This is a genomic window from Paenibacillus sp. J31P316, assembly GCF_056269105.1.
Map to the genome: position 1 here is coordinate 211,123 of NZ_JBWDNI010000003.1, position 11,033 is coordinate 222,155.

Sequence of the window (11,033 nt, forward strand, 5' to 3'; positions counted from 1 at the left end):
GCTGCGTGACGTGCTGGTGCAAGCATCGTGTGACGGATCGGAAGCCAGCCATACGGAACGGAATGGCTAGGATTGCAGGCCGGATAGCATCGGCCGGTCTTCGATCAGCTTCCCGCTCTTCGCGTAGCGACAACTGGCCGCCCCCGCCTGGAAAGCAAAGGCGCGGCGCGGTTGGTCGGTATGGTTGCGCTTGCTATGATGAAGCGTCTCCCGGTGGAAGAAGACGGCATCGCCCGGAGACATCGGCCGGCAAGGTATGGCGTTCGCCGGTTCTGCGGCGCGCCTATGCGCATGTTCCGGCCCGTTCAGATTGGGCTGCCGGCCGAGAAGGTGAGAGCCCGGCGCCAGCCACAGGCCGGCGTTGCGCTCGTTGATGGGATCGAGGGCGATAAAGCCGTTCAGCATATGGCCCAGCACATGCGTATACTGATTGTCCTGATGCCATTCGAGGCCGGTGCCGTGCGGGGCTACGACGGCGAACATGCCGAGCCATAGCCGCACCTTGTCTCCGAGTATGCGCTCCAGCATGGCGACGATGCGTGGATCGGTCAGCATGGCGATCGTGTCGGGATACGCGACTTGATCGTCTTCGAGGCTGACTCCTCTGCTTCTCCATTGGCCGTCCCCCGACTCGCTCGCAAACTTCTCGTTCTCCTTGTTGAGCGCTTCCACCGTTTCCGGGCGAAGAAAACCCGGCGCGTAGAAGTATCCCTCTCTGTAAAATTGCTCGATCAACTCTTCCGTTAATTGAAACGCTGCTGCGGTTGTCATGATCCATACGCCTCCATTCACGTTGAGATTACTGCTCAAGTATAAGGCGGCGGAGCCAGCCGATCTTGCGGCTTGTGCAGCGGGAAATAGCAATTTTGTTCACGTGCGAGGGTATCGGGACTGGCGTGCATCGTTTGACATCCTGCCTGCTTTGGGTTATACCTGAGTTATAGTTGTATGTACACCGAACGAACAAAGGGGGAAGCATGATGGACAATCCGATCATAGACGCTCCGGACGGGCAGGCCGACGAGTCGTTCCTTCGAAATTGCCTGTTCTTCAACGCCAACCGGCTGAGCCGCGCCGTCACGAAGCTGGCGGAAGAGCATTTCGCCCAGACGGGCCTCTCGCCGATGTACGGCTATTTGATCCGAATCGTGAACGGCTCGCCGGGTATCACGCAGAAGCTGCTCGCGGAGAAGCTGTATATTACGCCGTCGACGCTGACGCGGTTTATCGATAAATTGGAAACGAAGAAGCTTGTGGAACGGAAAGTGCAAGGGAAGACGGTGCTCGTGTACCCGACCGAGAAGGGATTGGCGCTGGAGAAGCAAATCCGCGACGCTTCCAAATCTTTCAAAGCGGCGTATGAGGAGCTGATCGGCCAAGCGGCCGCGACGCTGCTCTCCGCCGAGATCGTGAAGACGAGCGCGATGCTCGAAGAACACTGACCAGGGACGTCATTCTGACCGATAACCATGCCCGGCGTTGCGTGACAATGCCGGGTTTGCTGTGTCGCCAGATAGTCGGCAGCTCTTTACCGCCGACGTCTCAAGCCATCGAATCGCCACGCCGATACTGACTATTGACAAAGACAATGTCTCGGTTTTATATTAGTTGTACATACAAAATACAAAGAAATGCGATGTTTCTTTATTCACGGAAATCGCAAATCCAAAACGAGGCAGGTGTACAACCATGAATTCATCCGTTCCTTCGGCATCCCGGTTTTATTATGGCTGGATTGTCGTGTTCGTAGCTTTTCTTGCATTGCTTGTAACCGCCGGCATCCGGTCGATGTCGAGCATTCTAATGGTGCCGTTCGAAACGGAGTTCGGTTGGGATAGAAGCAGCATATCCGGCGTCATCTCTGTCGGCATCTTCCTATACGGGCTGGTCGGCCCTTTCTCCGCGGCGCTGCTGGCGAAGTTCGGCATCCGCAGGATGATGGTGATCTCGCTGGCCGTGCTGGCTGCCTCTCTGGTGCTGACGCCGCAGATGACGAGTTTGTGGCAGTACCAGCTGCTCTGGGGGATCGTCTCCGGTCTGGCGACGGGCATGATGGCGAACGTGCTCGGCGTGACCGTCGCTAGCCGCTGGTTCGTGAAGCGCAGAGGCTTGGTCGTCGGCATGCTGACTGCCAGCGCCGCGACCGGGCAGCTGCTGTTCCTGCCGATTCTTGCGCGCATCACGGTGCATGAAGGCTGGCGGCACGCCGCTTACGTGTCTGCCGCCGTCGTGCTTGCGCTGCTTGTCGTCGTTGCCATCTTCATGCGGAATCACCCTTACGACGTCGGCGCCGCCGCATACGGGGAGAACGCGCCGTCGAAGCCGGAGCCTTTCCGGGGCAGCATCTTCCTGACGCCGCTGCTCACGCTCCGCGATGCCGTGAAGAGCGGCACGTTCTGGCTTCTGGCCGGCACGTTCTTCTTTTGCGGATTCTCCACGAACGGTCTGATCGGCACGCATCTGATCGCCGCCTGCGGCGACCATGGCATCCAGGAGGTGACGGCGGCCGGACTGCTCGCGTTCATGGGCATCTTCGACCTGGTCGGCACGACCATGTCGGGCTGGTTCACGGACCGGTTCGACGCGCGCAAGCTGCTCTTCTGGTACTACGGCTTGCGCGGGTTGTCGCTGCTGTTCCTGCCGTATGCGTTCGATGCGACGCCGACGATGCTCGTCGTCTTCTCCGTCTTCTACGGTTTGGATTGGATCGCGACCGTGCCGCCGACGGTCAAGCTCGCGGCGCAAGCGTTCGGCAAGGATCGGGCGGCCATGGTGTTCGGCTGGGTCGTCGTCTTCCATCAGATCGGCGCGTCGACGGCTGCCTACGGGGCCGGGCTGGTTCGGGAATGGACCGGCACGTATTCGACGGTATTCGTGACGGCCGGGTTCATCTGCCTTCTCGCGGCGCTCATGGCGCTTCGCATCGCGAAGCAGGCCGCAGCCGCGCGGGCATAAGCTTTCTGCTGCTGGGAATAATACGTTTATATGATAAGTACGCCACCACAACGAATTGTGAGGGGCGTACTTTTTTTTGAAGTATTCTTTTGAAGCATTCTGTTTGTCACAGATCGGATTGCAGCGTCGTTATATGGAGACAGCGGGTAATCCCATGAAATGAATTCAGGAAAGTGAGGCACAGTGATGACTCAACGTGTGAATTTCGCGCAGCAATCGCCTGCTCTCTTCAAAAAGTTTTTAGCCTTCACCAATGCCTTGAGTGAAAGCACGATCGAAGAGCCTATTTTGGATCTCGTTTCGATCCGGGTTTCTCAATTGAATGCCTGCGATTTTTGCCTGGATAGGCATGTTCAGCAAGCTGCGATTCATGGCGAGAGCGAGTCTCGCCTCAGTCAGATTGCCGCTTGGCGGGAATCGACGCTGTTTACGCCGCGGGAACGTGCCGTTCTGACCTGGACCGAAATATTGACCCATCTGCCCGACCAAGGCGTGCCTGACGACGTATATGACCTTGTTAGCGGGCAGTTGTCCGAACAAGAGATCTCGGATCTGAGCTTCCTGATCGTTTCCGTCAACGGATGGGACCGCATAAACGTCGGTTTCAAGACGGAATCTGGACGCTTGACGCGGCATTAGGCAAACAACCTGATTGACTTGAGCCGGGTGACAAGGATAGCATTCCTTGTAAGGTCGCGTAAATCGCGGCCTTTTTTGCATTGCGGGCATCGACAACGACCTGGCCCAGCGGCGAAGTTGAAGCTATATCCAAACGGTATAAAAAGCACCCCCTAGACTCTTCAGGGGGTGCTTCTCGCTGATTAAACTTAGAAGCGTTTCGCGGCTTCGCGAGCTTTCGCGATCGCGCCGGCTTTGATTTCTTGCGCTTTGTCGGATTGGGCAGCCATGCCTTCGACGTATACGGCTTCGAAGCTTGGAACGCCCAAGAATTTCAATGCGGCGTCAAGGTGCCGGTGAGCCATCTCGAAGGGAGCGTATCCGCCTTCGGACAGTACGCTTCCGCTGGCTTGGATGTGGAATGCTTTCTTGCTGCCGAGCAGACCGACCGGGCCGTCAACCGTGTATGAGAATGTTTTGCCCGCTACGAAGACCGCATCGATATAAGCTTTCAATACCGGCGGATAAGAGAAGTTCCAAACCGGGTTAACGAAGACGTATTTGTCAGCCTCCAGAAACTGGTCGACCAGTTCGCCCAGGCGGCCGACCTTGGCTTGCTCGGAAGCGGATAGTTGATCCAATGACGCACCCGATTTCAGTTTGTCCCAGGCGCCGAATATCTCGTTGTCCAGGTAAGGGATTTCGGCTTGGAATAGGTCGATATGAAATACTTGATCGTTCGGGTTCGCTTCGTTGTAAGCGTCCAAGAACTCTTTGCCTACCGCAAGGCTAAAGGAGTTCTCGTCCGTGCCCGGATGCGCGGTAATGTACAATACCTTTTGTCCTGTCGTATGGGAAGTAACGGAAGATCCGGTGAATAGGGTTTTCAATTTGCCTAACATAAAATAACACGTCCTTTTGACCATAATGGGTTGATGATAAATTTGTCGTTGCGATAGAAGAGTCTATGGTTCGTTCAGTTACAAACTTGTTCCGAATCCCTGCCGCGGCTGCTTGGACAGTCATATAACGACAGGCGGCATAAATGTGTGACATCAGTGAGGGGTACAACTATCCAAATCAGCATAGTCGAAACCCGCTTTGCCCATAATATCAACCATCGGGTTTTTGGCTCTAATGAGGTAATCGTTCAAATGCCCTAAATAGCGGCAAAGTCCGAAAGCGCAGAGGCTGAAAAAAATCGAATCCAACAGAATCGAGAGGAATATACGAATGACACTACGAGTGAACTACATGCAGCAATCGCCGGAATTTGTCAAAAAGCTCCTGGATCTTAGCGGCGCCGAGAAGGATAGCGCGATTGAGAATAGCATCATCGATCTGGTTCATATCCGGGCTTCGCAAATAAACGGCTGCGGATTCTGCCTGGACATGCATGTCAAGGAGGCCAAGATCCATGGCGAGCGCGAGCTCCGCATTTATCACCTCTCGATTTGGCGGGAATCGTCGCTGTTTAGTCCGCGTGAACGCGCGGCGCTGGCTTGGACCGAGGTTCTGACGAAGCTGCCTGAGCATGGCGTCCCTGACGAGGTGTACACGCAGGTTCGCGAACAATTGTCGGAGAAAGAAATTTCGGACCTGACGTTCTCGATCGTGACCATCAATGCTTGGAATCGCATTAGTATCGGCTTCAAGAGCGTGCCGGGTTCGGCTGACGTAGCCTATGGATTGACGAAAGCAGGTTTGAGCTAATTAGCCGGTTGTTATTTCCTCGCGAACATAAGTTAGGCTATCGACCTACTGCGAGCGATCTCGAACGCAATTAATCGTATTTACAACGAAGAACCCGGAGCCGGGTTCTTTTTTTTGCCATAAACATCTTGTCACACATTGGCGTCGTTAATCGTTTTATATTTGACTTTGAAAAAAGAAGAGCCAACAATCATGAATTCAGAACGGGTTTGGTTCAAAGAACTGGAAGTCATCTTAGAAAGGAGCAGCATGCTATGAAAGGAAATGCCTACTATTGGCGCAAACTGCACTCGCTACTCGGCGTCATTCCTCTCGGGGGTTTTATTCTTGTGCACGTATCGATCAACTTTCAAGCGTTTGAACGCGGACCGGAAGGGTTCGCCACCTACGTTCATTTCATTAACAGTCTGCCGCTTAAGCCCTTGCTTGAGATTATCGGAATCTACCTGCCGATCTTGTTCCACGGTATTTATGGACTTTACATGGCCTACCGGTCGAATATGAACGCCGGTCAATACACGTACGGTCGCAACTGGGCGTTTATTTTGCAGCGCATGACGGGCGTGGTTACGTTTATTTTCGTTTTCTGGCATTTTTTCAATACGCGTCTTCAAATTTACTTGGGTGCGATTACGCATGAGGAGCTTGGCTCGACGATGCATCAAATTTCCACGAATCCGGCGTACTTCATCCTCTATGTAATCGGCGTATTGTCGGCAGTTTTCCATTTCAGCAATGGGCTCTGGGCATTCCTGATCAGTTGGGGCGTGACGGTATCGCCGCGCTCGCAGAAAATATCCTCTTATGTTTGCATGGGGATATTCGTTTTCGTTTCCTTGCTGTTCATTCTGTCGCTCGTTGCTTTTACCGGGGATGAATTCAGCGCATAGGAAGGAAATCGCCTCGCATGACAAAAATAACGAAGTACACCTTAATGATGCTGGGCATGCTGGTGTTCGTACTTGTCTTTGCCATGATTCCAGCAGTTATGAAGCAAAGTTATGCGGACGGCTCGCTTCAATTTCATTGGTCCGACGGGATGACAAGCCTCGAACGATATATAGAAGGTTTCGCGAACGGCGATGCCTTTCGCTATCTGTCCGGCCAGAAGGAATTATCGTTCATGGAGCAAATCGGAAGCAGCTTTGCAATCACGGTTTCCTATATGACGGTCGGTGCCGTGATCGGCATGACGCTCGGCATGTTGCTTGGCATCTACTTTGCGGTATCGCGCGCGCAATGGCTCAAGCGTCTTCTGGAATTGACGAGCGTGCTCCCGGATTTTGTCATCGTCCTGCTGCTGCAGTTTCTTATCGTCTTCGTAGCGTCGGAAACCGGATTTGTCCTCTTTCGAGTGGCAAGCATCACCATGGATGAACCGGCGATCGCGCTTCCGTTACTATCGACCGTCATCATTCCTGCCGTCTACATGATTCGAAACGTTGCCCTGCACATGAATCATGCGCTGACCGAGGACTATATCGGTTCCGCGAAAGCACGGGGGCTGGGGAAACGCTATATTGTCTTCTTCCATGCGCTGCCTAACGTATTGCCCTTCGTCAAAGCGGATTTGCATAAATTCATGGGGATCCTGTTCGGAAATCTGTTCATCTTCGAATATCTATATAACCTGAACGGGGTGACGGCGCTGGTATTCTCCAACGCTTATGCCAATGAAGGTTACCAATACAACCTGGTCGTGAACGGAATCTTCACGCTGCTGCTGCTCTACGTCTTTGTGTTTTCCGTATTGCGAGCCTTGATTGTCGGCTGGGAGAAGGTGTTCGCACGATGAATAAAACATTGTTGGCCGGCCTGATTATTACGCTTCTGATCATATCAGCATCCTTCTTCGGCCGCCATATAGCTCCTCACGATCTAAGCGAGCATGCCGCCGTGGTGTATCAGGTTGACGAGGACGGCAAGAAAACGCTTCTGGCTCCGCCGTTTCCGCCGAGCGCCAGCCATCCGTTCGGAACGGACAGATTCGGCCTCGATCTGATGGCGAAGCTGCTCGCCGGAGCGAAATATACGATTATCGCCTCTCTGTCGATTGCCGTGACCCGCATTCTGGTTGGCGGCGTGCTGGGGATGCTGATTGGTTATCTTGGCAAAGGCAAGATCTCTAAGGCCGATCGCCTACCGATCTGGAATATGTTGAACGGCATCCCGATCTTCATCGTCGCATGGATGATCATGATCGGCATTTCCATGAACCCTTCGGCCTCCCCGTTTACGATGACGCTTATCCTAGCCGTCGTGCTGGGGCTGGTCGGAATTCCGACCGTCGCGTCCACGGTGAAGGAGAAAACGATGGTGCTCCGCGAGAAGCAATTCGTGCTCGCCGCCAAGTCGATCGGGGCAAGCCGGTGGACGATTATCCGGACTCATCTGCTGCCGCATATGCTGGAAAGCTTCCTCATCTTGTTCGTTCAAGAGATCGTATTGATTCTCGGCTTGTTCGGACAGCTGGCGATCTTCAATATCTTCGTCGGCGGTACGTTGGTGTACTTCGACCCGATAGACCCGCCGATCTATGTGAGCCGCACGAACGAATGGAGCGGACTGATCGGGCAAGCGCGCAGCAATTTGTATATGTACCGGTGGGAGCTGTTCATTCCGCTGCTCACTTATATCGCGTACATTCTCGGGTTCCATATGATTTCGCTCGGAATCGAGAAGAGGTACAAACAGAAATTTTCCAAGTACTCGCATGTTTGAGCCGAGAATAGCCTCTATAAGAGCGAAACGAAAGAGAAACCCGCGTCCCTGACGCGGGTTTCTACGTATGTCCGCAACTGAGCGGATTATGGTTCTAATATTCCCTTTGCGATATCGGCTATGCGATAAAGCTTTTCTTTGTCGGCCATACTACGGGTATGCACCCGAAGACCGAGCAAGCTGTTATGAAGGCTTTCCGCGAGATCCTCCGCGCTGCGCTCGGTCGTGAACTCGCCGGTCTGCTGTCCCTTGCGCACGACGTCCGCGATGAGCTGTTCCCATTCGGCGAAGCCTTCGCTTACTATCGTTCCGGCCTCGGAATCCCGGGAGGCCAGCTCGACTGCCATATTCACCAGCATGCAGCCCGCAGGGCTATCATCGCCCATACCCTGAATGACAAAGTCGAATATAAAATCGATGGCCTGTTTGGCGGTGGCGTCGCGAATGCCCGGATCCAGCCGGCTGTTGGCCAAATTTCCGTAGCGATTAATGGCCAATAGATACAGCTTATGCTTATCGCCGAATGTATCGTACAAGCTTCTGCGATGAATGCCCATATGTTCGACAAGATCATTGATCGAGGTTTTCTCGTAACCCTGCTCCCAGAACAGTCGCATGGCCTTCAACAGCACGGCATCTTCTTCGAATTCCTTGGTTCTAGCCATTCTCTAGCCCCCTCGGTTCGATCTTAACATATTGAGAACAATCGGTAAATAATTCGCCGCAACGGCAAAAATAATTCTTTACTGATCGTTCCCAATAGGTTATGATGTGTTTGCGGCCAATTAGAACGGTCGTTCTCAATAAGAGATCGCATAAATCGATACCGATCGAGACTGACTTGAAAAGATGGCGGACAGCCGGCGGTCCGCCGTTCAAGTGAAGCATGTTCGATCGGTCAGCCTTTATTCTATCCAAATAAACAGCGAGGGAGCAATTTATAATGACAACCGTTAACGGGAATCTCGAAGGGCAAGTCGCTTTCATTACAGGGGGGAACCGCGGTATCGGCCTTGAAACCGCACGCGATCTAGGCAAGCTCGGCGCTCAAGTCGTCATCGGCGCACGGGATGCGGCGAAAGGAAAGGCTGCGGCGGAGGCCCTTCAGGCAGAAGGCATTCGTGCGGAGAGCATCAAATTCGACGTGCTGCGCGCTGAAGACCGTCAAGCCGCGTACGACCATTTTGACCAACGGTACGGAAAGCTCGATATCTTGATTAACAATGCCGGCGTGCAAAAAGAAGTCGAGCATCTGATGCCAATGAACAACACCAGCACCGTTTCGCCGGAAGTTCTGCGCGAAACCTTCGAAGCGAATTTCTTTACGCTTGTCGAACTGACGCAGCTGCTGCTGCCATTGATTCGCAAAGCGCCTGCAGGCCGAATCGTTAATCTGTCCAGCGTGCTGGGATCCCTTACGCTGCATAGCAATCCCGAAGCTCAGATCTATGACGTGAAGCTGCTCGCTTACGACGCATCCAAAACGGCATTGAATTTGTTCACGAATCATCTTGCGCACGAACTGAAGGACACGGCGATTAAAGTCAACTCCGCTCATCCGGGCTGGGTGAGAACCGAGATCGGCGGCAAACATGCCGAAATCGAAGTAACGGAAGGCAGCAAGACAAGCGTGATGCTGGCAACGCTGCCCGCGGACGGCCCGTCCGGCCAGTTCTATTTCATGGACAATCAACTGCCTTGGTAAGCCGCTTGAACGAATCGAAATAAGAAGCGGTTACTCGCTGAACGAACGAATCGAGATTCTGAGCTGGCCCCTGATATGATCAGGGGCCGTTTTTTTGTGCTGATATTGAGCGCTGCTTCATTCGACAGCGCGGCGAACGGTGTAAATGGATTTGCGGAATTTGACGAAATTACGCCGCGCAAATAATTGACGGTCTGTCGAGTATTGCAGGAAAATCGTATCGCCAATATGCAAAAATATTCCATATTAAAAAAAGAAGGAACATGTTTTATTTTGCAGAAGCTTAATATAGATTATAAAGAAAACGCTTTCAAAAAAAGCGCGGGACGTAAGGCAACCTATTCTCATGATGTTGGAGGGTGATGAGGTGCATATCTTCAAGGCAGCTGATTGCATACAGCAAGATGAGAAAGTAGCGCTGAAGAAAATAGCCAATCACGAGCATGAGCCGGAACATACCCACAATTTTGTCGAGCTTGTCTACATCCTCCACGGCTCCGGAATTCACCGTATCAACGATCAAAGCTACAATGTCAGGCGCGGCGATTTATTGTGGATGAATGTGGGGGACCGGCATTCCTTCTATGCGGGGCAAGATATGCAGTACATGAATATTTTGATTCGGCCTGATTTATTGAACGATCACTTCACCTCGTTCGAACCGAACCAAGGCTTCTTCTCGCAGCGGCTGTTCCAAGAATTCCAACAAGCCTTGCAGCGCTCCTTCCACCACATCCGGTTTCAAGGCCGATCGATCCTGGAGCTGGAGGAGCTCCTGGAATCGATGTATGACGAATACGCATCCAAGAAAATCGGCTATTGCGCCATGCTTTGCGGATACGCGATGCTGCTGCTGGCATCCGCCTTTCGCAGGATGCAGGATAACTTCCAGCAGGAAGCGGCCATCGATTTTCAAGACCTGCTGCCCAAGCTGCTGTCCTATATCGAGAAGCATTACGCCTCGCCGATCACGCTCCAGGATTTGGCCAAAGAAAGCTATTATTCGCCGCAATACATCAGCAAGACGTTCAAAGCATGCTGCGGCTATACGTTTACCGAATACGTGCAGGAAGTGCGTCTGCGCGAAGCGAAGCGCCTGCTGCTCGAATCCGGCGAATGCGTCGTTACGATCGGCAAGAATGTCGGTTATCCCGACAAATCGCAATTTTACAGGCTGTTTAAGCAATACTACGGGTTAACGCCGCAGCAGCTCAGAGAACAGGCATCGAGAAGATGAACCGCTGAATAAAGATCGCGCATTGCCCTGTCGAAAAGTCCCATTTGGGACTTTTTTTGTTTGCTTGCGGTCGAAAGTTCGCTG

12 protein-coding genes are annotated in these 11,033 nt (G+C 53.0%); 9 read left to right on the forward strand and 3 right to left on the reverse strand.

Translation table 11 applies throughout. The features are described from left to right. Positions 1-66: 66 nt before the first annotated feature. Complete coding sequence (locus tag AC0YNU_RS12140; protein WP_475756648.1) at positions 67-771, reverse strand: phytanoyl-CoA dioxygenase family protein; 705 nt, start codon at positions 769-771, stop codon at positions 67-69. 206 nt (positions 772-977) lie between these two features. Here AC0YNU_RS12140 and AC0YNU_RS12145 point away from each other — a divergent pair, with 206 nt between their 5' ends. The 3 genes from AC0YNU_RS12145 (at position 978) to AC0YNU_RS12155 (ending at position 3,594) form a co-directional block, all read left to right on the forward strand. After that, the gene (locus AC0YNU_RS12145) at positions 978-1,442 is read left to right on the forward strand and encodes a MarR family winged helix-turn-helix transcriptional regulator (protein ID WP_475756650.1); all 465 of its coding nucleotides are present in this window, start codon (positions 978-980) and stop codon (positions 1,440-1,442) included. Between the two features lie 247 nt (positions 1,443-1,689). Beyond that, positions 1,690-2,955, forward strand: a complete 1,266-nt coding sequence (locus AC0YNU_RS12150; RefSeq protein ID WP_475756652.1) for an MFS transporter — start codon at positions 1,690-1,692, stop codon at positions 2,953-2,955. Positions 2,956-3,141: 186 nt separating this feature from the next. After that, positions 3,142-3,594 carry a carboxymuconolactone decarboxylase family protein gene (locus AC0YNU_RS12155; protein WP_475756655.1) on the forward strand — a complete coding sequence of 151 codons (453 nt, stop codon included), beginning with the start codon at positions 3,142-3,144 and terminating at the stop codon, positions 3,592-3,594. A 188-nt stretch (positions 3,595-3,782) separates the two neighbouring features. Here AC0YNU_RS12155 and AC0YNU_RS12160 read toward each other — a convergent pair whose 3' ends face one another. Beyond that, positions 3,783-4,475, reverse strand: a complete 693-nt coding sequence (locus tag AC0YNU_RS12160; RefSeq protein ID WP_475756657.1) for an NAD(P)H-dependent oxidoreductase — start codon at positions 4,473-4,475, stop codon at positions 3,783-3,785. 331 nt (positions 4,476-4,806) lie between these two features. On the opposite strand from AC0YNU_RS12160, the gene AC0YNU_RS12165 reads away from it, so the two are divergent. The 4 genes from AC0YNU_RS12165 (at position 4,807) to AC0YNU_RS12180 (ending at position 8,007) form a co-directional block, all read left to right on the forward strand. Continuing rightward, positions 4,807-5,286, forward strand: a complete 480-nt coding sequence (locus AC0YNU_RS12165) for a carboxymuconolactone decarboxylase family protein (protein WP_475756659.1) — start codon at positions 4,807-4,809, stop codon at positions 5,284-5,286. Between the two features lie 254 nt (positions 5,287-5,540). Next, positions 5,541-6,176, forward strand: a complete 636-nt coding sequence (locus AC0YNU_RS12170; RefSeq protein ID WP_475756661.1) for a succinate dehydrogenase cytochrome b558 subunit — start codon at positions 5,541-5,543, stop codon at positions 6,174-6,176. Between the two features lie 17 nt (positions 6,177-6,193). After that, positions 6,194-7,081, forward strand: a complete 888-nt coding sequence (locus tag AC0YNU_RS12175) for an ABC transporter permease subunit (RefSeq protein WP_475756664.1) — start codon at positions 6,194-6,196, stop codon at positions 7,079-7,081. After that, positions 7,078-8,007, forward strand: a complete 930-nt coding sequence (locus AC0YNU_RS12180; RefSeq protein WP_475756666.1) for an ABC transporter permease — start codon at positions 7,078-7,080, stop codon at positions 8,005-8,007. The genes AC0YNU_RS12175 and AC0YNU_RS12180 overlap by 4 nt, the downstream gene beginning before the upstream one ends. An 86-nt stretch (positions 8,008-8,093) precedes the next feature. Here AC0YNU_RS12180 and AC0YNU_RS12185 read toward each other — a convergent pair whose 3' ends face one another. Further along, the gene (locus AC0YNU_RS12185) at positions 8,094-8,672 is read right to left on the reverse strand and encodes a TetR/AcrR family transcriptional regulator (protein ID WP_475756668.1); all 579 of its coding nucleotides are present in this window, start codon (positions 8,670-8,672) and stop codon (positions 8,094-8,096) included. A gap of 278 nt (positions 8,673-8,950) precedes the next feature. On the opposite strand from AC0YNU_RS12185, the gene AC0YNU_RS12190 reads away from it, so the two are divergent. Both AC0YNU_RS12190 and AC0YNU_RS12195 read left to right on the forward strand, forming a co-directional pair. Beyond that, positions 8,951-9,712: an SDR family NAD(P)-dependent oxidoreductase gene (locus AC0YNU_RS12190; RefSeq protein WP_475756670.1), complete on the forward strand. Its 762-nt coding sequence runs from the start codon at positions 8,951-8,953 to the stop codon at positions 9,710-9,712. 367 nt (positions 9,713-10,079) lie between these two features. Continuing rightward, positions 10,080-10,949, forward strand: a complete 870-nt coding sequence (locus AC0YNU_RS12195; RefSeq protein WP_475756672.1) for a helix-turn-helix domain-containing protein — start codon at positions 10,080-10,082, stop codon at positions 10,947-10,949. The last annotated feature ends 84 nt before the right edge of the window (positions 10,950-11,033 follow it).

What these genes read in the sequence shown, in the direction of transcription:
- AC0YNU_RS12185 (WP_475756668.1), bottom strand. Translation starts at nt 8,672, where the DNA reads ATGGCTAGAACCAAGGAATTCGAAGAAGATGCCGTGCTGTTGAAGGCC.
- AC0YNU_RS12155 (WP_475756655.1), top strand. Translation starts at nt 3,142, where the DNA reads ATGACTCAACGTGTGAATTTCGCGCAGCAATCGCCTGCTCTCTTCAAA.
- AC0YNU_RS12165 (WP_475756659.1), top strand. Translation starts at nt 4,807, where the DNA reads ATGACACTACGAGTGAACTACATGCAGCAATCGCCGGAATTTGTCAAA.
- AC0YNU_RS12175 (WP_475756664.1), top strand. Translation starts at nt 6,194, where the DNA reads ATGACAAAAATAACGAAGTACACCTTAATGATGCTGGGCATGCTGGTG.
- AC0YNU_RS12190 (WP_475756670.1), top strand. Translation starts at nt 8,951, where the DNA reads ATGACAACCGTTAACGGGAATCTCGAAGGGCAAGTCGCTTTCATTACA.
- AC0YNU_RS12180 (WP_475756666.1), top strand. Translation starts at nt 7,078, where the DNA reads ATGAATAAAACATTGTTGGCCGGCCTGATTATTACGCTTCTGATCATA.
- AC0YNU_RS12150 (WP_475756652.1), top strand. Translation starts at nt 1,690, where the DNA reads ATGAATTCATCCGTTCCTTCGGCATCCCGGTTTTATTATGGCTGGATT.
- AC0YNU_RS12145 (WP_475756650.1), top strand. Translation starts at nt 978, where the DNA reads ATGATGGACAATCCGATCATAGACGCTCCGGACGGGCAGGCCGACGAG.
- AC0YNU_RS12170 (WP_475756661.1), top strand. Translation starts at nt 5,541, where the DNA reads ATGAAAGGAAATGCCTACTATTGGCGCAAACTGCACTCGCTACTCGGC.
- AC0YNU_RS12140 (WP_475756648.1), bottom strand. Translation starts at nt 771, where the DNA reads ATGACAACCGCAGCAGCGTTTCAATTAACGGAAGAGTTGATCGAGCAA.
- AC0YNU_RS12160 (WP_475756657.1), bottom strand. Translation starts at nt 4,475, where the DNA reads ATGTTAGGCAAATTGAAAACCCTATTCACCGGATCTTCCGTTACTTCC.